At 70.2% G+C, this 24,069-nt stretch carries 12 protein-coding genes and 1 pseudogene; 5 read left to right on the top strand and 8 right to left on the bottom strand.

Annotated features, from left to right (window positions below; translation table 11 throughout):
* Positions 1-8 precede the first annotated feature (8 nt).
* Together pglX and pglW are read right to left on the bottom strand one after the other, a co-directional pair.
* Entirely contained in the window at positions 9-3,623 is a 3,615-nt protein-coding gene (gene pglX, locus RV986_RS13415; protein WP_475917616.1) for a BREX-2 system adenine-specific DNA-methyltransferase PglX, read from the bottom strand.
* Entirely contained in the window at positions 3,620-8,317 is a 4,698-nt protein-coding gene (gene pglW / locus RV986_RS13410) for a BREX system serine/threonine kinase PglW (RefSeq protein ID WP_475917615.1), read from the bottom strand. The genes pglX and pglW overlap by 4 nt, the downstream gene beginning before the upstream one ends.
* A 217-nt stretch (positions 8,318-8,534) precedes the next feature.
* Between pglW and RV986_RS13405 the strand changes: the two genes are divergently transcribed.
* Positions 8,535-10,001: a WGR domain-containing protein gene (locus RV986_RS13405; protein ID WP_475917614.1), complete on the top strand. Its 1,467-nt coding sequence runs from the start codon at positions 8,535-8,537 to the stop codon at positions 9,999-10,001.
* A gap of 103 nt (positions 10,002-10,104) precedes the next feature.
* On the opposite strand, the pseudogene RV986_RS13400 reads toward RV986_RS13405, so the two are convergent.
* From RV986_RS13400 to RV986_RS13380, 5 genes and pseudogenes are all read right to left on the bottom strand, one after another.
* Positions 10,105-10,791, bottom strand: a pseudogene (locus RV986_RS13400) (sensor histidine kinase); the annotation flags it as partial.
* A gap of 164 nt (positions 10,792-10,955) precedes the next feature.
* Positions 10,956-13,166 (bottom strand): MMPL family transporter, encoded by a 2,211-nt coding sequence (locus RV986_RS13395; RefSeq protein ID WP_475917613.1) that lies wholly within the window; start codon positions 13,164-13,166, stop codon positions 10,956-10,958.
* A 186-nt stretch (positions 13,167-13,352) separates the two neighbouring features.
* Positions 13,353-15,065 carry a hypothetical protein gene (locus RV986_RS13390; RefSeq protein ID WP_475924271.1) on the bottom strand — a complete coding sequence of 571 codons (1,713 nt, stop codon included), beginning with the start codon at positions 15,063-15,065 and terminating at the stop codon, positions 13,353-13,355.
* A 198-nt stretch (positions 15,066-15,263) separates the two neighbouring features.
* Positions 15,264-15,683: a TOBE domain-containing protein gene (locus tag RV986_RS13385; RefSeq protein ID WP_475917612.1), complete on the bottom strand. Its 420-nt coding sequence runs from the start codon at positions 15,681-15,683 to the stop codon at positions 15,264-15,266.
* A gap of 146 nt (positions 15,684-15,829) precedes the next feature.
* Complete coding sequence (locus tag RV986_RS13380) at positions 15,830-19,933, bottom strand: molybdopterin-dependent oxidoreductase (protein WP_475917611.1); 4,104 nt, start codon at positions 19,931-19,933, stop codon at positions 15,830-15,832.
* A 193-nt stretch (positions 19,934-20,126) separates the two neighbouring features.
* On the opposite strand from RV986_RS13380, the gene RV986_RS13375 reads away from it, so the two are divergent.
* From RV986_RS13375 to RV986_RS13360, 4 genes are all read left to right on the top strand, one after another.
* A complete protein-coding gene (locus tag RV986_RS13375; RefSeq protein WP_475917610.1) occupies positions 20,127-20,516 on the top strand; it encodes a cell division protein SepF in 390 nt (129 codons plus the stop codon).
* Between the two features lie 99 nt (positions 20,517-20,615).
* Entirely contained in the window at positions 20,616-21,839 is a 1,224-nt protein-coding gene (locus RV986_RS13370; protein ID WP_475917609.1) for an AAA family ATPase, read from the top strand.
* Positions 21,836-22,174, top strand: a complete 339-nt coding sequence (locus tag RV986_RS13365) for a nucleotide pyrophosphohydrolase (protein WP_475917608.1) — start codon at positions 21,836-21,838, stop codon at positions 22,172-22,174. Before RV986_RS13370 ends, RV986_RS13365 begins: the two co-directional genes overlap by 4 nt.
* 281 nt (positions 22,175-22,455) lie before the next feature.
* A complete protein-coding gene (locus RV986_RS13360) occupies positions 22,456-22,932 on the top strand; it encodes a DUF6099 family protein (protein ID WP_475924270.1) in 477 nt (158 codons plus the stop codon).
* Between the two features lie 84 nt (positions 22,933-23,016).
* On the opposite strand, the gene RV986_RS13355 is transcribed toward RV986_RS13360, so the two are convergent.
* Positions 23,017-23,940: an LLM class F420-dependent oxidoreductase gene (locus RV986_RS13355; protein ID WP_475917607.1), complete on the bottom strand. Its 924-nt coding sequence runs from the start codon at positions 23,938-23,940 to the stop codon at positions 23,017-23,019.
* Positions 23,941-24,069 lie beyond the last annotated feature (129 nt).

Below are 24,069 nucleotides of genomic sequence, written 5' to 3'. Positions count from 1 at the left end.
TGGGCGGACTACCTTTTGGTGGTACGGCGTCCCCGGGTCGCGGCGGCCGGGCGCCAGGCGCGCAGGTCGTCGTCCGTGAGGCCGTGCTTGCCCTGCTCCATCTGCCGGTCGCCCTCGAAGAACTTGGCGGGGGTCGGGGCGAAGAGAGGGTCGGGCTCGTTGTGCCACTGGTTCAGCCACGGCTGGAGCTCCAGGAGCCCGGCCAGGAGCGGGGTGACCTCTTCAGTGGTCAGGCCCTCGTGGGTCGCGATGTACGTGTCGAGCGCGATCGCCTGCTCACGGTGGTCCCAGCCGGCCCAGCCGTACAGGTCGGGGGTGGCCACGTTGGCCCGCGCGTAGGAGATGAACCGCTCCTTGGGGACGTCCAGCTTGCCGCGTGCCCGCCAGTACGAGGTGCGGAGGAAGTCGGCCGAGGTGTACTTCGGCGGTACGGGGATGCTGTCCCGGATCTTCCGCTTGGCCGGCTCGTCCGGGGCCGCGTCCTCCTGCCGCTGAAGATCCCAGACATGCTCCCAGTCCGCGCGCTTCTTCAGGGCGGCGGGCTTGTAGCGCAAGGCGGAGAGGAAGGGAACGTGCTCGTCGGTCAGCAACTCGGCGACGACGGCGGGCAGTTCCTTGTGGGGCGCGTAGATCTTGGCGACGGAGACGAAGTCCTCGTCGCGGGAGAGGTTGTCGGTGAGGCGGGAGAGAGCGACTAGGGCGGGCTGGTCGTTCTCGTCGAACCAGTGGGATCGGTCCTCGATCCGGTCGAGAAGCCAACTACGGAGCGCCTTCTCTTGAAGCGCGTCCCACCCTTCGGTGGCCCAGCGCCGCTTGTACTCGGGCCGCTCGATCATGCCGATGGCGCGGGACCGCTCGATGGCGTCGATTCGCTTCTGGACAACCTCACGGTATGCGGCGGGCCAGTGGGCGGGGATCTCGGTGATGGGTGTGGACCCGTGCCGCTTGAACCACTCGTCGCTGGCCTCGCCTGCAGCGATACGGCGCGCGAGCACGATCTCGAAAGCGCGCTCACCTAGAGCGAGCTTGGGGATGTCGAAAGAGTCGGGATCCTCGGAGACGCGCAGGTCTTCGGGGTGGAGCTTGTAAAGCGAGTAAACATGCCAGTCCAGTTCCTCTTGGAGAGCGATCAGGCGGGCACGCGTGGAGTGCCAAGTGCTCTCAGCGGTGCGCAGAGTGGAAGTGGAGAAGTTGTGTTGCCCCGCAATGGCGGAGGGGCTGGTGGCGGCTAGTTGTTGCGCGTAAGTGTCGAGGGCGATAGCAAGGCCAGGTGGGCGTGCAGCGGGTAGGGGGAATTCCTCTAGCTTGGTTCCCGTGAATTCGAAGAAGCTCTCCCATGCGTAGCGCCCCGTGCCTCGCTCGCCGCCCCGGTTGCCTTTGTCGTGGCACGCCATTCGGAGCCAGAAGCCAGCAGTGGAGCTGTTGAGCAGTCCAAGGAGCCGCAGGTGCTCTTCTTCATTCGCCCCCGCCCGTAGCTGAATAACCGGCGCATGCTGATTGAAGACATTTCCGGCACGTTCAAGCGAGAAGTGGTTATGTGTGGAAACAACTGGGAAAGTGATCACGAGGCTTGCGGAAAGTCGACTTTCTTTATGGAAGGCGTAGTTTGACCAAGGAAGGCCTCGCTGTTCCTTGGTCTTGGAGAACATCAGGCTGCGGCGAAGAATAATTCTGCCTGGCCACAGGGTCAAACGCTCAAGAAGTCTGCGCTGCTCTGGAGTTGCCGCAGAGGGGAAAATCGCTGTGGCGTCTGGGCGGCTTGCCCAGTCGCGAACCTGATCGCCGGCGATGTAGGGGCGCATTGGGGTATTTCGCTGGCCCAGCCATATGGCTGCAGGGTGGGGAAAGGTGAAGTAGTCGTTGTCACCCGTGATGGCCGAGAATCCAATTGATTCCGTTACTTGGGAAAGCCTGCTGTCGCACTCCTGTGTTAGTTGCTCAACCAACTCGAGGCCGCCGTCAGCCAAGATCCAAGGTTGCTTTCCAAAGTGGTGCTCGCGGCCCAGGTCGTCAACCGAAACCCACTGGCTCACTGTTCCTGGTTCGTCGATCTGGGCAACGATTGCGCTCCAGACATTGCCCTCTTCGGCCTCTTCGGGTGTATTGGGTTCACCCTGCACGCTTCGAACCGTGCGAATCGTTGCTGAACGCCCGCTACCCGTTCGTCGCTTGCCGACCAAGATAACCGTCGGGGTTCCATGCCCGGGAATGTATGCCCCCGACGTGTCGATAACCTCCGATAGTTCTACTTCGTTTCCGAAATGCGACTCAATCAGTCGTGTTCCGAACTCGCGTTTCATGAACGAGTTCGCCGTGATCTGGCCGACCACGCCGTACCCGCGTCCGTTCTCTGCGTCCCCTGTCTTCGCTAGCTCGAAGAACCGCTGAGCAAACGGAACCGACAGCGCGTACTTCCCGGCGCAAGCGTTGTACAGGTCCCGATAGAGATCATTGAGCTTCTTATCTTTCACCGTGATATACGGCGGATTCCCCACCACCACGTGATACCGCCCCGGCTGCAAAATCTCCGGGTGCTCATGCACATCCTCAGTCTCATACTTGAAGTCGGCCAGCTCATCAGCCCCCTCCTCCTCCAAGTCGTCGAACAAGTTCCCCTGCTTGTGACGGTGCTTGATGAGGGAGTCGCCCACCGCCAGATGGATCGGCCACTCGTACTTGGCCGCCTCCGCTAGTGTCCGTACCCCACTCGCGGCCATAGCCGCCACCAGCAACCGGAACCGAGCGATAGCCACCGCGAACGGGTTCAGGTCCACCCCGTGCACGGAGTCCAGCGCCTCCCGCACCCGCTCGTGCACGTCCTTACCCGGTCGACCGTCCGCCCACAGCCGCACCAGCCGCCGGAACGCTCCCAGCACGAAGTGCCCCGACCCGCACGTGGGGTCGATCATCTTCAAGCCCTCGTAGCCGAACTCCCGTACCGCCGGGTCCATCGTCCGGTCGAGGATGAACTCCTCCACGAACTCCGGTGTCTGAAGCAGCGCGTACGTCTTCCGCGCGGCCTCGCTCAGGTCCTGGTACAGGTCGCCCAGGAACCGCGTGTCCCAGCCCCGCGTACCGTCCCCGTCCTCCTCCAGCGCATCGGTGAAATCGTGGACGAGAACACCGCCCTCATCCCGCGCACGCCAGAAGTCGACCAACTCCCGTGCACCGTCGTGCGACAACGGAATCTGGAACAGCGGATTGTGTTGCCGATCGAACAGCAACCGTCCCGCCTGCCCCGCCCCCAATTCCTCGAACGCCTGCTCAAGCCAGCCCCGGTACGTCGGGTCGTCCGACCTCGCGACGTACTCCTCGAAGCGGGCCAGCGCCAGGTCACGACGGTCGCCCTCGGGTGCCGTCAGGTACGGCTCCGGGATCAGGCCGTTGTCCTCGCAGAAGCGGACGAAGACCGTGCCCAGCACCCACGCCACCGCGACCTGAGTGACCCGCTCGTCCAGCCAGGAGTTCCAGGTGGCGGCCGTACGGCCAAGCTTGCGCGCGCGGTCGTACTCGGCGCGCAGTCTCTCGCCCTCCGCTACCACCTTGACCTGCTTGCCGAGATCGGTCTCGACCGCCTTGACCTGCTGCTTCAGGTCTTCCAACAACGCCTTGCGGTCGATCACTTGTCGTCCCCCTCGTTACCGTTCACGTTCACGCCCATGACACTCACGTCCGTCACCCCGGACAGATAGTCCTTCTTCACCCACGAGTCCGGCAGGTCGATCCATTCGCCCAGGCCTGCCTGGTAAGCCACCGCCGTGTGCCCCAGCTTCGGCTCACGCGCCGGGTCCGCCTGCGGCACCAGCAGCCACAGGCCGCGCCCGCCCTGACGAGCCGCCTCCGCGAGCCGGTCGAGGACGCCCATCCCGTCGTACCGGGCGAACACGGCCACCTCGGTCAGCAGGACCGGGCCCGAACCGGCCCCCGGGGCGAGCAGTTCCCGTATGCGCGGCTCCACCGTGCCCCACGCGGTCCGTGCGTACTCCGTGAACTTCAGCGCGCCCCGCGACCCCGGCTCGGCCACGTCCGCCTTCAGGAGCGTGTCCCACGTCGGCTTCGTGCCCGGGGGGACCAAAGCGTGCATGGACTCCAGGAAGAGTTCGGTCACGGAGACCGGCTGGGCTCCTATCCGGTGGCCCGCCAGTCTGCGTACCGCCTGGACCGTACGGTCGTGGTGCACGGTCAGGACTCGGTAGCCGTCCCGCCGGGCCGAGGCCAGCAGGCGTTCGTCCGCGCGGATCCCGCCCGCCACCAGCGGGTCGTCGGAGTAGCGCGTCACCGCGCCGGCCTGCGTCGACTGGCGCCAGTTTCCGCCTGTCAGATAAGTGGACGCGCTGTCCATCCGGGTCGGCAGATAGCGCAGCGTACTCGTGCCCTCGCGCGTCGACAGGGTGAGGTCGAAGCCCGCCTCGCGCAGCGACTTGGTCAGCAGGCTGCCGGTGGGCAGGTCGTGCGTGCTCGTACCCCGACCGTCCTTGACGATCAGCTCGGGGAAACGGGCCCGTACCCGCTCGTGGACGTCCTCGCCCGTCAGGCCGGGCTGCCGCGCCTCCGGCACGCCCGGGATCAGCCGTACCAGACCGGCCTGGGTGAGGCGCAGGGCCCGTACCAGGGGCAGGTCGCGCGGGTAGATCTCCAGGCGGGGTGTGGCCGCCGCGTTCAGCGACGCAGCGGCGGCCAGTTCGACCAGTCGCCGCTCGTCCCAGTCCACCACCCCGGGCGGCGGGCTCAGCGCGCCCAGCTCGCTCAGCACCGTCGTAGCGGTCGGCAGGGTCTCCAGACGGGTCAGCCGGTCTGCGGTCTTGCCCAGGCGGGTCGCGTAGTCGAGGAGCCCCGGAGCCGTCGGAGTGTCCGGGGCGTCGACCTCACGGACATCCAGCGCGAGCAGGCCGGCGGCCAGCGCGTCCTCCGTCGCCTTGCGGTTGGCCTGATGCTGGAACTCCGCCTCCTCCGGCTGGAGTTGCTCCACCTCCACGACGGCCCGTACCGCCGCCAGAGCCAGTGCGCGCCGTTGTTCGCGGCCGAGGAGCTGCGTACCGCGCCGTACGGCGAGGGCGTCGGCGATCTCCACGGCGGGGGCGACCCGGCCGAGGCCCACCAGCAGGCCGATGATCTCGTCGCGCAGAGCCTGGACCGCCGGGTGCTTCTTCCAGCGCTTGCGCTCCTCCTTCAGCATCTGCGGGATGCGCCCGGCGGACAGGCCGAGCGCATCCGCCACGTCCTTCTGCTTGGGCCAGACACCGATACCGGGCAGCTCGCCGCGCTCGTCGGGCAGGCGCAGCAACAGCCGGACCATCTCGACCTTGTTGCTGTTGGAACGGTTGTTGTTCAGCTCCGGGACGAAGAGAGTGGCGAGGAGGTCGAGGCTCATCGAGCGCAACGCGGACTCGCTCAGGCCCGCCGCTCCCTCGCCCAGGGCCAGGGCCCCGGCGACCGCCGACTCGGCGGCGGTGAGCTGGGCGAGTTCCTCCTTGGCCTCGGCGCGGCCCTTCGGGGTGAGCGGGGAGAGCGGTGTCTCGCGCAGCAGCCTGCCCCACTGGCGCTGTCGGCGCTGCACCTCGGTCCGGGTCTTGGTGCCGAGGCCCGGCGCGTTGAGGAGCTTGCTGCGGCTGTAGTCGAGGAGGCCGCCCACGGTGGTGATCTCGAGGCTGTAGAGGAAGGCCTCCGCGGCCGGGGTGAGACCGGCGGCGGACAGGTGGGTGTCCCGGGTGACCGCCGCCGCCAGGCGCTCACGCTGCTCGTCGGCCGTGATCGGCTCGGCGTCCGCGATCGCCGTCGCCCGCTCGCCCGTCACCGGCTCCTGCGGAGCGGGCTCGGGGTGGCGGGTGCGGTGGCTCGACGGCACCGCCTGCGAGGCGTCCAGGAAGATCCTCTTCCAGGCGTCCCGCATGGGCTTCAGCTCGGGGAAGCGCTGCGCCGCGTCCCGGTGCAGGGCCTTGCGGAAGAAGGCGACCAGACCGTCCCGTACGGCCGGCTCGAAGGCGTCGGCCTGGACGGTCGGGTACGGGAACTCCTTCGCGTCCGTCATCCGGGGCGGCACCGAGCCGTCGCCCCACCGGGGCAGCTCGCGCGAGGCCATCTGGTGCAGGGTGACGGCGACCGCGTAGCGCTCGGCGTGCGAGTCGTACGCGGTACGGGTCAGGGTGCCGATGAAGGGGTCGAGGTAGCCGTCGGTACCGGCCTCGTAGTCCTTGGCCGGGTAGCCCGCCAGGGAGAAGTCGATGAGGACGAGTTCGCGGGTGCGGTTGGGGCGGATGCGGATGGCGATGTTGTCGGGCTTGATGTCGCGGTGCCAGACGCTCTCGCCCTCCAGGAAGTCGACGGCGCCGAACAGGTAGTCGCCGTACGCCTCCAACTGGTCCATCTTCAGGCGGCCGTGCTCGCGCAGCTGGCGCGCGACCGTCTCCTCGCGGCGGCGGGAACGCGTGCCCGTGCCGGAGTCGGGGGTCTCGGCGCCTTGGTCGGTGGCCTCGCGCTCGTCGCCCACGTACTCCAGGGCGAGGGCGGTGCGGGGCCCGATGTGTACGGGCTCCGGCTCGACGAGCCGGATCACCCGGGAGTCGGGGCGCAGCCGGTTCATCACCTCGGCCTCGTGGACCAGTACCTGGCCCCGGGAGTCCGAGAGAGCCACCTTCAGAACGGCCAGCGGCCGGGTCTTGCGTGCTTCCGCCTGGAGGTCGCGGACGAGGAAGGCGCGGCTCGTGGACCCGGTGCCGAGGCGGCGGCGGACTTCCCAGCGCCCGGCGAGCACATCGCCGGCCACCGCCTCCAACGGGTCCTTCTCGGGGTCCTCGGCCGGTTCGGGGTCGGGTGCCGAGGCCGGCGCGGTCAGGGCGTCCTCGACGATCTCCAGCATCTCCAGGAACTCGTCCACCGAGGACAGACGCTGTCCCGGCCGGTAGGCGGTCGCCGCCTGCACGAGGAAGTCGATGTCTTCGGAAAGGTCGTCGACCAGCGAGCTGGGGCGCAGTCCCTCGCCCGCCTCAAGGCGTGCCAGCAGCTCGGCCTGGCTCGCGGCCGGGGCCTTACCCGTGACCAGGAGATAGGTGAGGACGCCGAGGCCGTACACGTCCAGGTAGACCGGGTCGGCCTTGAGGGCGGTCAGCTCCGGGGCGAAGTACGGGTCGGAGCCCTCCGCCAGGTGCATCGCCGACAGGGCCGTCGGCGCGAAACGGGTCATGCCCGCTCCGCTGTCGCCGTCCGTGCCCGAGGCACGCTGGGTGGCGATCTGCCAGTCCGAGATCTCCAGGCGGGGGGTGAGCCAGGCGGCGTCCTCACCGATCGTCTGGCCGCGGCGGCCCCGGTCGCGGGGGATCACGTGAACGGCGCGGGCGGCCAGTGCCCGGTGGTGGATGCGGGCGGAGTGCGCCGACCGCATCGTCTCGGCGAGCTGGCGGACCAGCGCCATCCGGCCGAGGATGTCGAGGCCCTTGCCGTGCTGGAGCAGGTACTCGTCCAGCCGGAGCGTGCGCGGGTCGTAGTCGAAGATCAGTGCGGGGCCCGCGGTGTGCCCGGACGGGTAGTACTGCTTGAGCTGGACGACACCGGGGTGCTTGAACCGCTGCAGTACGGCCGCCTCACGACGGGCCGCGTTCTCCACCGACCGCCGGATCGACGCCTCCGACCCGCGCTCGCTCAGATAGACGCGGACCCGGGCCACCTCGGGCAGCTCACTGTGGCTCGCCTTGTAGTCGGCCCAGGTCGGGCCCGAGTCGAAGGACTTGCGGTCCAGCTGGTACGGACCGACCTTGTACTCGGCGTCGCTGCGCCGGATGCCGATCCGTTCGAGCGCGGCCTTGATCTCGCGGGAGTCGACGGCCGTGATGCGGCGCCGCTCGTCGCGCGGTGGCTGCTTCAGCATCGCGACCAGCTCGTCGACGGTGTGGACGCCGTTCTGATCGTGGGCGGGCAGGCGGACGCGCAGACCGGCGTCGGTGAAGCAGACCGCCTCGCCGACCCACACCCGCCTGCCGTTCTGACCGAGCAGGCCGGCCAGCTCCTTCGCCTTCTTGTTGACGAGGTGGAGGGGGTTGCCGTGCGGGCGACGGTGGCCGCCGGGGGTGGTCTGGACCCAGGTGCCGTTCTCGCTGGTCACGGAGCCGTGCCAGTCCTTGAGCTCGATCATGTACACGCCGCCCGGGGCGACGACAAGGAGATCGACCTCGCGGACGTGACCGGTGTGGGCGGTAAAGGTGAAGTTCGACCACGCCCGCCAGGGATCGGAGTCCGGCAGCTTCTCCCGGATGGCTTCCAGGCCGCGGTGTTCATGGTCGAACTCGGAGTCGGTGACCGTGGTCCACCGGCCGCCTTGCCGCATGCGCAGTCTCCGCCTCTCAGTTCTGTCCCCGGTCGCTGCCCGTTCGTGGCCTTACCTGCTGTTTCCGCCACGTCGCGGACCTGCTGAATCCTAGCTCCGGCCGACGACACCGTTCCCGGAATCCGGCCGCAGGCGTCGATGTCAGTGGTCACCACTAGTTTGGAGTCACTGGGAAACGGCCGTACCGGCCGACCGGGCCTTTGGGGAGGGGTGTGCTGTGTCCGCTGCGCAGGCACGACAGTCGGGGAACACGACGTATCTGGAGCTGTCTCAGGAGAGCGGCGGTGCCCACAAGTTCTACGAGGTGACCGTCGAGGGGACCACCGTCTCCGTGCGGTACGGACGGATCGGCGTGGACGGGCAGCGCCAGACCTCCGCCTTTCCGACCGTCGAGAAGGCGAACGCGGCGGCGGCGAAGAAGATAGGCGAGAAGGTGCGCAAGGGATACGCGCCCGCCGTTCAGGGGCAGCGCGCGGCCCGCCCGGTGTCGCGTCGTCAGGTGACGTCCGCCCCGTCCACGGCACGGGCGACGGCCCCGGTGCTGTGGCGGTTCCGTACGGGCGCCTCGGCGTTCGGCATCCATGTGGACGAGGACCGCTGCTGGGTCGGCAACCAGCACGGCAGTGTCTACAACCTGAGCCATGACGGCGAGGTGCTGGCTCACTACTCCCTGCCTGACGGCGTGAAGTGCCTGGTGGCGGACGACTTCTGGATCTACGCGGGCTGTGACGACGGCCGGGTGTACGACCTCTCCTCGAAGGTGCCGTTCGCGGCCTACGAGATAGCGGCCGAGGTGGACATCTTCTGGCTGGACATCCACGCGGGTGTGCTGAACGTCGCCGACCGCAACGGCGGTCTGACGGTCATCGACCATGAGGACGAGCTCCAGTGGTCGCGCAACTCGTCCGGGGACGACGCGTGGATGGTGCGGGCCGACGACCACGCCGTGTACCACGGGCACAGCCGCGGTGTGACGGCCTACGCGGCGGACGGCACCAGCCAGCTCTGGCACACCGCGACCAGCGGCAACGTGCTCTTCGGATGGCAGGAGGAGAACGCGGTCTACGCCGGGACGGGGCGGCACGTCGTCCAGCGGCTCGCCAAGTCCACCGGGCGGATCGAGGCCTCCTACCAGTGCGACGCCGCGGTGTACTCGTGTGCCACGTCCCCCGGCGGGCGGTACGTCTTCGCGGGCGACTCCGCCTCCTCCGTCTACTGCTTCACCGCCGATGGCAGCCGGCTGTGGAAGCTCGGCACGGGCGGCGGCTCGGCGCTGTCCATGCAGTACCACGACGAGAGGCTGTACATCGTCTCCACGGACGGTTCGCTCGCCTGCATCGACGCGAGCGAGGCCGCGATCAACGCCGCCCAGATGGGCAACGTCCCGGTCGCCGCGGACATCAAACTGGCGGCCGCCCTGCCGACGTACGCACCGCTGACCACCGCCGCCTCCGTCGCCACGGTCAGCGCCGTCCCCGCGGCGGGGAGCGGGGTCGTCGTGGAGTGCCTTCAGGAAGGAGGGCGGGTGCGCGTGCATGTGGTCTCCGAGGGCTATGAGCCGAGTTGGAACGTCCAGTTCCCGCGTGCGATACGCCAGCCCGGCGCCCGCTATGTCGTGGACGCGCTGCACTCCTCATCGGGGGGCTTCTACCGAGTGCGCGGAGAGATACGACGTCTGGTGTGACAGACGGTCTCGTGTTCTGCGACCCGGTGCCGACGGCGTGAGTGTGAGCAAGAGGCCGAGGAAAGGGCCAGGGCGAAGGAGCGAGTGACCGTGTGCAGGGTTCTCAGGGGTGAATCGGCAGTTCCGTGGCGACGGTGAAACCGCCCTCCGGCCGCCGGTAGGTCTGGAGGCGGCCGCCGACCGAACTGGCGCGTTCACGCATGCCGATGAGGCCGAAGCCGCTGCCGGGGGCAGGCGGCGCGGGAGCCTTGTTGCCGTCGTCGTCGACCGTGATCCGCACCTTGTTCTTGGAGTACGCGAGCTGTACGCGTGCCTCTCTCACGGCGGCGTGCTTGGTGACGTTGGTGAGCGCCTCCTGCACGATCCGGAAGGCGGTCAGGTCCACGCTCGGGGCCAGCTGCCGCGTCTCGCCCTCGGTGGTGACGACGACGTCGAGCCCGGTGGACGCGAACGCGGCGGCCAGTTCGGAGAGCCGGCCGAGCCCGGGGGAGGGTTCCAGCGGCGCGTCGGGCTCGTTGGCCTGGCGCAGCAGACCGACGGTGGCCTTGAGCTCCCGCAGCGCCGAGGACGTGGTCTCGGCGAGGTCGCCCAGGATCCGCTGCGTCTGGTCGGGGTGGGAGCGCGCGAGGTGCGCGGCGGTGCCGGCCAGGGCGTTGGCCAGGGCGAGATGGTGGGCGACGACGTCGTGCAGGTCGCGGGCGATGCGCATGCGCTCCTCGGCGACCCGGTGTCGCGCCTCCTCGTCGCGGGTGCGCTCGGCGTGTTCGGCGCGCGCGTGGATGGCCTCCATCGCGTTGACCGCGCGGGGGCGTTCCTCGGCGAACCGCTGCCAGTTGGTGATCATCGGGAGGGTTTCCTGTCGGGTGCGGTGACCATGGCGGGCGGTGTCGCCGGCCAACGGCCCGGAGGACCGCCCGTGCCGAGCACGGGTGGCCCTCCGGCACGCGGGACGGGTCAGACGCGGGCCGATTCCCATGCGGCCGGGTCGTTGTGCGCCGGGGCGACGGCGGACTGGTGGATGAGTGCCTCGCCCTCCACGTCGACCTTCGGCAGCACCTTGTCCAGCCGGCGCGGCATCCACCAGGCGGCCTTGCCGAGCAGGGCCAGGACGGCCGGTACGAAGGCCATGCGGACCACGAACGCGTCGAACAGGACGGCGATGGCGAGTCCGAAGCCGATCATCTTGATGATGGGCTCGCTCGCTCCGACGAAGCCGGAGAACACGGCCATCATGATCAGCGCGGCGGCGACCACGACCCGGGCGCTGTGCCGGAAGCCGCTCTGGACGGCCTGGCTGGGGCTGTCGCCGTGGACGTACGCCTCCCGCATCCGGGCGACGAGGAACACCTCGTAGTCCATCGCGAGTCCGAAGACGATGCCCACCAGGAAGATCGGCATCATGCTCATGATCGGACCGGTCGTCTCAAGGCCGAGGAGCGAGGCGCCCCAGCCCCACTGGAAGACCGCGACGACGGAGCCGAGGGCGGCCAGCACCGACAGGAGGAAGCCGACGGCCGCCTTGACCGGGACCAGGAGGGAACGGAAGACCACCATCAGGAGCAGGATGGCCAGGCCCACGACGACGATCAGGTAGGGGATCAGTGCCTTCTGGGTCTTCTCCGCCATGTCGATGTTCAGCGCGGTGGTGCCGGTGACCTCGAACTCGGCACCCGTCGAGGCCTCGGTGGCCGGGCGCTCGTCGCGGATCGTGTTGACGAGGTCCTGGGTCCTGGTGTCGGTGGGCGCCGTGGACGGGACCGCCGAGAAGACCGCGGTGTCACCCGCCGGGTTGAACCGGGCGGCGGTGACGGAGACGACCCCCTCGGTGCCGCCGATCTTCTCCTCGATGGTCTTGACCGCGGCCTTGGGGTCCTTGGCGCCCTTGGCGTCGACGACGATGGACAGGGGGCCGTTGAAGCCGGGGCCGAAGCCCTTGGCGAGGTCGTCGTAGGCGCGGCGCTCGGTGGTGGAGGTGGGCTTGGCCTCGTCTCCGCTCGTGCCCAGCTGGAGGTCCAGCACCGGTACGGCGAGTGTTCCCAGGCCCACGACCGACAGCAGGAGGACCGGCAGGGGGCGGCGCAGGACGAAGCGGGCCCAGCGGCTGCCGCCGTTGTTCGGGTCGCCCTCCGTGATCTCTCCGGTCTTGCGGGCCTTGCGGGAGAGGACGGCGTTGGGCCAGAAGCCGAGCAGCGCCGGCACCAGGCTGAGGGCGATGAAGACGCCGACGACGACGGCTCCGGCGGCGGCGAGGCCCATCTTGGTGAGCATGGGGATGCCGACGACGGAGAGTCCGGCGAGGGCGATGACGACGGTGAGGCCGGCGAAGACGACGGCGGATCCGGCGGTGCCGGTGGCGAGGCCCGCGGCTTCCTGCGGGGTGTGGCCCTTGGCGCGTTCCTCGCGGTAGCGGGAGACGATGAAGACCGCGTAGTCGATGCCGCAGGCGAGGCCGAGCATGGTGGCGAGCGTGCCGGTGGTGGAGGAGAGGCCGAACGCGCTGGACAGGGCCATGATCGCGGCCATGGAGACGCCGACACCGATGATCGCGGTGAGCAGCGGAAGCCCGGCGGCGGTCAGCGAACCGAAGGTGATGATCAGGACGAGGGCCGCGATGGCGATACCGATCGCCTCGGCCGCCCCGCCCGCGGAGGGGGTGGTGGCCAGCGCGGTGCCGCCGACCTCGACGGTCAGGCCGGAGTCCTGGGCCTGCGCTATCGCGTCCCGCAACGAGTTCTTGCTTGCGTCGGTGAGGTCGTCGGCCTTCGCCTTGTAGGTGACGGTCGCGTACGCCGTCGTCCCGTCCTTGCTGATGGCCTTCGCCTGGAACGGGTCCACGGCGCCGGCGACCTGAGTACCGTCGGCCGCCTGGTCGACGAGCTTCTCGACGGCCGTCCTGTTGTCGGCGGCGGTGATCTTCTGGCCGTCGGGGGCGACGAACACGATCCGGGCGTTGGCCCCGTTGGCGGTCGTCCCGGGGAAGCGCTGCTCCATCAGGTCGAACGCCTTCTGGGACTCGATCCCCGGCATCGAGTTGTCCGGATCGGGGGCGGCGGGAGCCTTGACCGCACCGAAGCCGACAGCGCCCAGCACCGCCACCCACATCAAGGCGACGTACCAACGTCGCCGGAAGGCCGTTCGGCCCAGTCGATAAAGGAAAGTAGCCACGGGCTGAGGTCTCCACTCGTCGATCTCGGGAACCCCATCAGGTTCCCGGTGGAAGACCCCTCCCGTCGTCGTGCACGTGCCGACATTTCCGACTACTGAGAACGCAGTACGCCCGCTCCGGATCATCCTCCTGACGTCTACCTCCGGGCGCGGAGAAGCACGACCGGCGGCGTATGCCCGGTGGTCCTAGCGGACGTCTGCCGCGGCCGTCAGGTGGAGGTCCGTGCTGGAGAGCGTCATCGGCGCGGCGGAGACGGCGCGCAGCCGGATGCGTTCCCCGGCGCGGGGCACGGTGAACTTGCCGGAGGGCGGCAGCAGTTCGTAGCGGGCCGAGGCGTGCCGGGCGAGGGTGGCCGGGCCGGACCTGATGGACCAGTAGCGGCCCATCCCCTGGCCGGTGGTCAGGGTGAAGTGCGGGGTGAGGGCCGCGTCGCCGAGGTTGGTGACGCGGACGGTGAGCGCGGTCACGGCCTGGCTGGTGTTCCGGCGCTCGCCGACGAGCTGCATCCGCAGGGGCGGCGAGCCCGTCACCGCCAGGGTCGCCGCGACGAGGGACGGGGCGATCAGCAGCGCGCCCGTGGCGACGAGTGCCCGCTGCCGGCGCGGGCCGCGCAGGAAGGCGGGCCGGGGCTGCCACGCGCCGGCGAAGGCGGCCGGCGGCGCGGTGACGGCCGCGGCCAGCCAGAGCGGCGTCATCATCAGGTAGTAGCCGTCCTGCGAGCGGGTGGCCAGGAAGAACGCGCACCACGGCAAGACCGTCGCGGCGGGCCCCAGCCGGCGCACGAAGAACACGAAGAGCCCGAGCAGACCGGCGGCCAGCAGCATGCTCGCGTGCGAGTACCAGGACAGCCGCTCGCTGCCGTCGGTGAAGTACAGCGAGATCCCGACCAGGCCCTGGCCGTGCACGTTCGCCTGCTGGGTGAGGGGGAGCAGGATCCCGGAGAACCAGCTGCGGGGCTCGCTCACGATGAAGTACGCGTTGATCAGCAGCCAGGTCAGGGCGGCCACGCCCACGATCCGGCCCACGGCCACCGCCGCCGCGCGCGGGCCGAGATCGCCGCGACGCAGGGCGTAGACCCCGGCGAGCAGGAACGGCGTGAAAAACCACGGCAGTTGCTGGGAGGCGCAGGCCGCGCCCAGGCACGCCGCGCGCATCCAGTCGCTCCGCCCGCCGTAGCCCATCCGCGGCCAGCGCACCACCACCGGGACGAGAAAGGCGCAGGCGATGATCGCCGGGTAGCCGAGCCGGGCGTACGCGGGCAGCAGGCCGAGGCCCAGGCAGATCGTCGTGGCCGCGGACCGCCACTGCGTCGGCAGCATCCGCCACATCACGATCGTGGCCAGGACCAGGGTGGCCGTGCTGGTCAGGACCGCCGGGGCCGCCCCGTGCCCCATCCACAGGAACGGCGCGGTGAGCAGCAGGGGCAGCGGCGGATAGCCGTACGTGTAGTCGTAGCCGCCGGTCATCGTCGGGGTGAGGGCGACGCCGTGCTCCTCGAAGAGCCAGGGCCACGGCTGGTCGTAGACCTGGTGTCCGGCGACGAATTCGTGGGCCGCCTGCGTGGTGAGGATCGATTCGTCGGCCGCGCCGTGGTACATGGCGTATCCGCACACCGCGAGCGTCACGGCGGTCATCAGGACGACGAGGTCGAGACGGGCCAGCGAGCGGGTACGGCGCACGATCAGCGTCAGGACGCCCGTCACCAGGATCGAGGCGTAGCAGAGCGAGATCACCGCCGCCACGGCGAGTTGGTGGCTCGCGGCCGTCGTCCACATCGGGCGCATGCCGATGAAGAGGCTGATGTCGGCGAGCAGGGTCAGGACGCGGTGCCACTGCGCGGGCGTCTCGTCGGGCAACGCCTTCGTGAGGGCTTGTGGGCCGGTGGTCGACGGCCTCATTTCTGCCAAGTACACGGGAACGGACGGTAATTCCCGCAGTTGAAGGCCGTGATGCCGAACGTGAAGAGTCGGGTGTGAGGGCGGTAAGAAGAACGTTTGTGCCCGATGTGGGTGCGTGTGGTGCGGAGGCGTCTCATATAAGGGCGTCTCGTACTTTGGTGGTGCATGCGCGGATGTGTGTCTCGTACTCGGGGTGTCTCAGGCGTTGGAGAGGGACACCTCGGTGGCCTTGATGAGTGCCACGACCGATGAGCCCGCCGTCAGGCCGAGTTCCGTGACCGCGTCCTTGGTGATCGCGGAGGTCAGCTCGGCGCCCGCGACCTCGACCTTGACGCGGGCCATGGCCCCGCCCGTGGACACCTCGGTCACCCTGCCGGGGAGCTGGTTGCGGATGCTCACGCCGTCCACCCGGCCGGTGGCCAGGGACACCTCCGTCGACTTGACCAGGGCGCGGACCGTGGAGCCCGCGATGAGACCCAGCTCCTCGACCGCCTCCAGGGTGATGGCCGCGGTGAGGTCCTGGCCGCCGTCCAGGTGGACCTTCACCGTCGCCATCACCTCGCCCGGGGTGACGGAGGTGACGGTGCCGGGGAGCTGGTTGCGGATGCTCAGGCTCATGGATGCGCCTCGATTGCGATGCCGGTGCCGGTTTTGCCAATTATGTGCACTTTGTGGCTCGCGTGGCGCACCCCACGGCCCGTGTCCCGGCAGACGTCGTCCCGGCAGACGTCGTCTCCGTACGCGTCCTCTCCGTATACGTCGTCTCAGTACACGTCCCGCACGTACCGCTTGTCCGCCGCCAGCTGCTTGACGTACGCGGTGGCCTCCGCCTCGCCCAGACCGCCGTGTGTGACGGCGATGTCCCGCAGCGCCCGGTCGACGTCCTTGGCCATGCGCGAGGCGTCCCCGCACACATAGAAACGGGCGCCGTCCTGGAGCCAGTGCCACAACTCGGGCCCGTGCTCGCGCATCCGGTCCTGGACGTAGACCTTGGCGCGCTGGTCGCGCGAGAACGCCGTGTCGAGCCGGGCGAGGGTGCCGTCGTCGAGCAGCGCGGTCAGCTCGTCCTCGTAGTAGAAGTCGGTGGCGCGGTGCTGCTCGCCGAAGAACAGCCAGTTCGGCGCCCGATGGCCGAGCGCCCGCCGCTCCTCCAGGAAGCCGACGAACGGCGCGACTCCGGTACCGGGCCCCACCATCACCATGGGCGTCGTCGCGTCCGCCGGGGGCCGGAAGTGCGCGGACCGCTGCACGAACACCGGCACCCGGGCGTCCGGCTCGGCGTCGGCGAGGAAGGGCGAACACACCCCGCCGCGCGGCCGGCCGCGCGGACTCTCGTACCGCACGACGGAGACGGTCAGGGAGACGAGACACGGGTCGACGAGCGGACTCGACGAGATCGAGTACAGGCGGGGCTGCAGCCGCTTGAACACCTCGGCCCACTCCTGCGCGGACGCCCGCACCGGATGCTCGGCCACCACGTCCACGGCCTGCCGACCCCAGGACCAGCGCGCCAACTCGCCCTTGTTGTCCGGGCGCTGCAGTTTCCTCAGCTCCCGCCCGTCACGCGTCCGTTCCCCGACGAAGCGCAGCAGGTCCGGGGTGATCCGGGTGATGTCGAGATGCCGGAGCAGGGCCTCGGCGAAGGACACGTCCCCCGCTCCCGGCACCTCCACGGAGGCCGTGCCGGCGACGCCCGTCACCTCCAGCCATTCGCTCACCAGCTCCCGCGCGTTGACGGGCCGTACGCCGAGCGCGTCCCCCGCCTCGTACGGCAGCGGGCTGTCGCCGTCCCGGGTGTCGAAGGTGAACCGGCGGACCTCCTTGCCGGCGCCGGGCAGGCTGAGCAGCCGGTTGCCGGTGAGCCGGGCGGTGGCGGCGGCCTGTGCGGGCTTGGCGGCGCGGGGCGCCGCGGGGGTTTCCGGCCGGCCGCCGAGCGCGGTGAGGATCTGCTGGAGCCAGGCGTCCGCGGACGGCTCGTAGTCCGGTTCGCAGTCCGTACGGGGAGCCAGGCGTACGGCGCCCAGCTCGTCCAGCCGCGCGTCCAGCCGGCGCCCGTGCCCGCAGAAGTCGTCGTACGAGGAGTCGCCGAAGGCCAGCACGGCATAGCGCACACCGTCCAGGCGCGGAGCCTCCCGCGCGGACAGGGTGTCCCACAGACCGGACCCGTTGTCGGGCGCGTCGCCGTCCCCGAACGTACTGGTGATGAAGAGCAGATCGGCGCTGTGGGCGAGCGCGCCGACGTCCGCCTCGTCCATGCCGACCAGCCGCGCCCGGTGCCCGGTGGCGGCGAGCCGCTCGGTGGCGGCCGTCGCGAACTCCTCCGCGTTCCCCGTCTGCGAGGCCCACAGCACCACGACATCGCGGCCCGCCGGCTCCGCCGCCGGGGCGGCCGGGGGCGCGGAACGCGAGTACATCCCGGCGAGCACGCCGTTCACCCAGAGGGCGTGCGCGGGGTCGAAGGGGGCGTCCGGCGGGAGCACGGGCACGCCGGGGAGACCGGAGGAGAGCCCGGCGAGGAAGCCGGTGAGGTACTGACGTTCGGTGGCGGAGAGGACAGGCGGTGGTGCGAGCTCCAGGCCGAAGGCTCCGGGTGCCCTTTCGGCCCGGTCGGGCATGTTCAGCCCGTCCGGCGTTCGAGGACGAGTCCCCCGGGCGATACGGGGGTCCGGGGACGAAGCCTCCGGAGGACGGGAACGGGCAGGGACGGCCGGGGCGGCAACCTTCGCCAGCGACACCGCGCACACCTTGAACTCCGGCTGGAACGACACCGGATCCACCGCGTCACTGGTCACCGCGTTGATGCTCAGGTACTCCCCGAACAGGTCGTTCCAGTGGAAGGGCGCGAACACGCACCCCGGCCGCACCCGGTCCGTCAGCACCGCGGGCAACACGGCCCGCCCCCGCCGGGAGGCGACCTCCACCGAGTCCCCCTCCGCGATCCCGAGCGCGGCCGCGTCCTGCGGATGCAGCTCCACGAACGGCCCGGGGTTCAGCCTGTTGAGCTTCGCCACCTTCCCCGTCTTGGTCAGCGTGTGCCACTGGTGCTGCAGCCGTCCGGTGTTGAGGACGAACGGAAAGTCGTCGTCGGGCATCTCGGCCGGCGGCAGATGAGGCCGCGGGTGGAACACGGCCCGCCCGCTCACCGTGGGAAACACCGGCCCGCCCGCCCCTTCACCGTCCCCCGCCACGTACCGGATCGGGTTCCGCCGGGGCCCGTCCTCCCGGGCGGCGGGCCACTGCACGGGCCCGCCCCGCAGCCGCTCGTACGAGGCGCCGCGCAGATCCCACCCGGTCTTCGGGTTCCACGCCCGTTTGATCTCCTCGAAGACCTGTTCGGCGCTCTCGTAGGAGAACCCGTCCTCGTATCCCAGGGCGCAGGCGACGGCCGCGATGATCCGCCAGTCCGCCATGGCCTCACCGGGCGGGTCGACGACGGGCCGCGCCAGGGTCAGCGTCCGCTCGCTGTTGATCAGGACGCCCTCGGCCTCCGTCCACAGCGCGCCCGGGAGTACGACATCGGCGTACGCGTTGGTCTCGGTCTCGGCGAAGACGTCCTGGGTGACGACGAACTCGGCGGCCTCCAGTCCCTCGATCACCGTCCGGCGATTGGCGACCGAGGCGACCGGGTTGGTGCAGATGATCCAGCAGGCCTTGATCTCCCCGTCGGCCATCTTCCGGAACATCTCGACCGTGCCCTGCCCCACCCCGTCCTTGCGGATGCTCCCCTCCGGCAGCCCCCACAGGTCCTCGACGAAGGCGCGCTCCTCATCCACCAGCACGGACCGCTGACCGGGCAGCCCGGGCCCCATGTACCCCATCTCGCGGCCGCCCATGGCGTTGGGCTGCCCGGTGAGGGAGAAGGGACCGCTGCCCGGCCGGCAGACGGCCCCCGTCGCGAGATGGAGATTGATCAGCGCGTTGGTGTTCCAGGTGCCGTGCGTGGACTGGTTGAGCCCCATGGTCCAGCAGCTCGTCCACTCCCCGGCCTCGCCGATCAGCCGCGCCGCCGCCCGGATGTCGTCCTCCGGGATGCCGGTGATCTCGGCGACGGCCGCGGGCGGATAGTCGGCGAGGAACGGGGGCATGGCCTCCCAGCCCTCGGTGTGCCGGGCGATGAAGTCCGGGTCCGTGTACCCGCCCTCGTGCAGCAGGTGCAGCAGTCCGTTGAGCAGCGCGAGGTCGGCCCCGGGCCTGATCTGCAGAAAGAGATCGGCCTTCGCCGCGGTCGCGGTGCGCCGCGGATCGACGACGATCAGCTTGGCCCCGGCCTTCACCCGCTCCATGAGCCGCAGGAAGAGGATCGGATGGCAGTCGGCCATGTTCGAGCCGATCACGAGGAACACGTCCGCGCGGTCGAGATCGTCGTACGACCCCGGGGGCCCGTCGGCGCCGAGCGACAGCTTGTAGCCGGTGCCCGCGCTCGCCATGCACAGCCGTGAGTTCGACTCGATCCGGTTCGTTCGTACGAAGCCCTTGGCCAGCTTGTTCGCCAGGTACTGCGCTTCGAGGCTCATCTGCCCCGAGACGTAGAAGGCGACGGCGTCCGGGCCGTGCTCGTCGATGATCGCGCGAAAGCGCCGGGCGGTCTCGGCGAGCGCCGCGTCGACGGGGACGGGCCTCGGCTCCTCGCCGCGGTCGTCCCGCACGAGCGCGGTGGTCAGCCGGCCGGGCGCGGCGAGCATGTCGGCCGTGGTCGCACCCTTGGTGCACAGCCGGCCCGAGTTCGCCGGGTGCGCCTTGTCGCCGGACGCCTTCAGGACCGTACGCCGTCCGTCCGGCCCCCTGCCGAGGTCGAGGACCATGCCGCAGCCCACACCGCAGTACGAGCAGACGGTCCGGACCTGCTCCGGGCGGGGGGTCGTGGTCATGCCGACGACAGTACGAATTGCCCGTTACGCCGATGTCACATGGCGTGATCTTGAGGGGTTACGCCCGCTGCACAACCGGCCGACGGGCGATGTGAGGGCGTCGCGGACCGTGTCGCTGTTGGGCCGAACGGGTGACCATGGGTAAGAATTGGCCGGTGCAGACAATGAGCGCGAGCCAGGACGGGGTGGGCCGGTGAACGGCCACGACGTCACCGACGAGCAGTGGGAAGGGCTCGCCCAGGTCGTTCCGCTGCGGGGCCGGGACGCATGGCCCTCGGCGGTCGATCACCGGTCGATACCCGAGGCCGTGACCGAGGCGAGGCGCCGCTTCGTGGTCCTGCGGGTCAATGTGTTCGCGGACGCCCGCGACGTCGCCGAGACGCTGATGTCGGGCATCCCGGTCCTGCTCGACCTGACCAGCGCGGAGACCGAGGTCGCCAAGCGGGTGCTGGACTTCAGCACCGGGGTGGTCTTCGGACTCGCGAGCGGAATGCACCGGGTCGACCGGAACGTGTTCCTGCTCACACCGCGCGGTACCGAGGTGCAGGGGCTGATGGAGGGGGCGGGGGTTCCGGGGATCTGACCTCCGGGAGGACCCTGGGCTCGTCGCCCGATCCCTCGATCGTAGGAAGGTCACCAGGGTGTAACGGTTCGCCTGGTCGCGGAGCCCTACCGTCCACATATGACCGTGTCATCTTTGGTGTCATCTTTGGCGGCCCCCGCGCAGGCCCAGCCGCGCCCCGACCGGCCCGGCGCCACCGAACTCCGGCTCGCCGCCTTCGCCGCCCACCGGCGCGCCCGGTTCCCGCTCGGACCGCTCACCCTCTTCACAGGGCCCAGCGGCAGCGGCAAGACCGGTGCCCTGCGGGCGTACGAGGCACTGGCGCGGCTCGGCGGCGGGGCCGCACTGGAGGAGGTGTTCCCGGACCCGGTCGCCTGCGTACCCGAGCGGTCCCGGCCCGACGCCCAGCGGCGGCGCGGCTTCCGCATCGGCTGCACGGTCGACGGCCCCGAAGGCCCCGTACGGCTCGATGTCGCCGTACAGGCCGAGCCCGAACTGCGCATCGTCGGCGAGCGGTTGACCGCGGGCGGCCTGACCCTCCTGGAGACCGCGCTACGGGATCCGGGGCGCCGTGCCGTCCAGGCCGCCTGGCACACGGCCGGCTCGTCCACGGTGACCCGGGGCCCGCTCCCCGACGACCGCCTCGGCACCGCGCAGCTGCCGCTGCGCGTCGCCGGCCGGACGGACGGCGAGCGGCGGGTCCTCGCCGCGGCCGAGCAGATGGTCGTCGCCCTGCGGTCCGTGTACGCCTGCGACCCGAGCCCCCGGCGGATGCGCGCGGCCGCTCCGCTCGGCGCGGGACGGCTGCTCCGGGGCTGCGGCAACCTCGCCGAGGTGCTGTGGCGCACCCGGTCGGAGTGCGGCCACCGGTACGCGCACCTGGTCGCGGCGGTACGGGCCGGATGCGCGGGCCCGGTCACGGACGTACTGGCCGAGCCGCTCGACGACGGCACGGTTCGCGCGCTCCTCGACCGGGGCGACGGCGTCCGTACGCACCTCGGGCTGCTCGGGGACGGTGAGCTGAGGTATCTGGCCCTGGCCCTGGTGCTGCTCACCGGCCCTGGAGTGCTGGAGGTCGATCCGGCGGGCGAGGTGCCGGCCGCGCTGCAGACGCTCACGGTGCTGGCCGACGGCCTCGACCGCGGGCTGGACGTCCGGCAGACCGGGGAGCTGCTGCGGCTGGCGGCGCGGATGTGCGAGCGGGGGCACATCCGGCTGGTGGCGGCGGTGAGCGATGCCGTCCGGGAGTGCGGGGTGGCGGGAGACGCCGGGGTGGCTGGGGTGGCTGGGGTGGCCGGGGTGGCTGGGGTGGCAGGGGCGACGGTGGTAGACCTGACGCCGTGAGTGAAAGTGAACTGGACGTGGCGAAGTTGCAGCGCAGGCTGGCCGAGTTCGCGGCCGCGCGGAACTGGCAGCAGTACCACACCCCCAAGAACCTGGTCGCCGCGCTGAGCGTGGAGGCGTCCGAACTGGTCGAGATCTTCCAGTGGTTGACCCCCGAGGAGTCGGCGCGGGTGATGGATGACGCGGACAGCGCGCACCGCGTCACGGACGAGGTGGCGGACGTCCTGGCGTATCTGCTCCAGCTGTGCGAGGTGCTCGGCATCGATGCGCTGGCGGCGCTCGACGCGAAGATCGACCGGAACGAGCGGAGGTTTCCGGTGGGGGACGGGTCGTAGGGGAGGGGGGCTTGCCCGTGCCGTCGGGGAGACGCCCGGTGCCGTCGAGGAGGCGCGGGGGAGGCGCTCAGGCGGCGCGGGGACTGCGCCGAGAAGGCGCTGAGGAGGCGCCGAGTCCGATTGTCACTCTCCGGAGTTGGTGAGTTGTCCACTTTCAATTCCGTGTCCACAGATTTCGGGCTTCCTCTGGCTTTTCGTCTCGCGGACACTCACTCTGGGTAGTGGACAGGGGAGTTCGGGCGGACGTGCGACGAGCGCGTCGGGACAGACGGGGGCAGCGCATGGACGCGGTGCGGCTCATCATGGCGAGCAGGCGTGCCCTGGCGGGGAGCGGGGACACGGACGAGGTGGTGGCGGAGGCGTGGCAGGCGCACGCGCTGGCCCAGGCGATAGGCAGCCGGTTCGCCGTCTCGGGGCCGCCCGAGCTCCGGGGCGAGGCGCTCGGGCTGACCGAGCTGGCGGGGCGGGGCTGCGGTGTCCTGGACGCCCCACCGTCCGACGTCGGCGACTTACGGGCCGCTCGGCTCACGGAGTTGGGCGATGCGCGGGAGGCGCTGCTGTGCCTCGGGGGGCTGCTCGGGGAGGTCGGGATCGCGCTCGTCGGGGTCGCCTGCGCGGCGGACGACCAGGGGACGTACTGGCAGTGCATGGAGGCGATCGACGCGGCGGACGAGTCCCGGGACCGGGTTCTGGAGATGCTGAGACGGTTGGCGGCGCGGGATCAGGGGGTGGTGGAGCGGGGGTGGGCGACCGGGTAGGTGCGGGTGGGTGGGGGCTGGTCGCGCAGTTCCCCGCGCCCCTGAGGGGCGCGGGCGCGCGTCTTCAGCCCGTTCTGCGTGACCTCAGTCGAGTTGCGGCATGACCTCAGCGGCGATCAGTTCCAGGTGGTCCAGGTCGTCGAGGTCGAGCATCTGCATGTACATGCGCTGTGACCCGACGGCCTGGTACTGGGCGATCCTCTCGACGACCTGTGCGGGAGAGCCCGCGAGGCCGTTCTCCTTCAGCTCGTCGACGTCACGCCCGATGGCCTCCGCGCGTCGCTTCAGCTCGACATCGGTCCTGCCGACGCAGGCGACGAGCGCGTTCGAGTACACCAGGTCGTCGCCCTTGCGCCCGGCCTCCTCGGCCGCCGCCCGCACCCGCTGGAACTGCTGCTCCGTGTCGGCGAGCGAGGCGAAGGGGGCGTTGAACTCGTCGGCGTACCGCGCGGCCAGCGCCGGAGTCCGCTTGGCGCCGTGCCCGCCGATCAGGACCGGCACCCTCGGCTGTGCGGGCTTCGGGAGCGCGGGGGAGTCCTTGAGCTGGTAGTACTTCCCCTCGTAGGTGAACCGTTCGCCGACGGGCGTCTCCCACAGGCCCGTGATGACGGCGAGCTGTTCCTCCAACCGCCCGAACTTCTCCTTGGGGAACGGGATTCCGTACGCCTCGTGCTCGGTCTCGTACCAGCCGGAACCGAGACCGAATTCCACCCGCCCGCCCGACATCTGGTCGACCTGGGCGACCTGGATGGCCAGGACACCGGGAAGGCGGAAGGTGGCGGCCGTCATCAGCGTGCCGAGACGGATCCGGTTCGTCTCGCGTGCGAGGCCGGCCAACGTGATCCAGGCGTCGCTGGGCCCGGGGAGCCCGTCGACGGATCCCATGTGCAGATAGTGGTCGGAGCGGAAGAAGGCTCCGTAGTTGAGGTCTTCAGCGGCCTTGGCGACGCGGAGCAGCGTCTCGTAGGTCGCCCCTTGCTGCGGTTCGGTGAAGACTCGAAGATCCATACACCCATCATGCACCGGTCACATCAGCCGCCCCACCCGGAACCTCCGCCCCATCCGAAACAGACCGTTCTCCCGGCAGGCTCTCGGGTGCCGTTTCGGGTGTCGACTCCCGTGCTGTCTCCGGTGCCG

Source organism: Streptomyces sp. RLA012 (assembly GCF_056270325.1).
Note: the sequence above shows the minus strand (reverse complement) of the source record. Positions and strands in the feature narration are given on the sequence as shown.

Coding starts and splice junctions, on each gene's coding strand:
- pglW (WP_475917615.1), bottom strand. CDS start 8,317: ATGCGGCAAGGCGGCCGGTGGACCACGGTCACCGACTCCGAGTTCGAC.
- RV986_RS13390 (WP_475924271.1), bottom strand. CDS start 15,065: ATGAGGCCGTCGACCACCGGCCCACAAGCCCTCACGAAGGCGTTGCCC.
- RV986_RS13385 (WP_475917612.1), bottom strand. CDS start 15,683: ATGAGCCTGAGCATCCGCAACCAGCTCCCCGGCACCGTCACCTCCGTC.
- RV986_RS13380 (WP_475917611.1), bottom strand. CDS start 19,933: ATGACCACGACCCCCCGCCCGGAGCAGGTCCGGACCGTCTGCTCGTAC.
- RV986_RS13370 (WP_475917609.1), top strand. CDS start 20,616: ATGACCGTGTCATCTTTGGTGTCATCTTTGGCGGCCCCCGCGCAGGCC.
- RV986_RS13360 (WP_475924270.1), top strand. CDS start 22,456: ATGGACGCGGTGCGGCTCATCATGGCGAGCAGGCGTGCCCTGGCGGGG.
- RV986_RS13355 (WP_475917607.1), bottom strand. CDS start 23,940: ATGGATCTTCGAGTCTTCACCGAACCGCAGCAAGGGGCGACCTACGAG.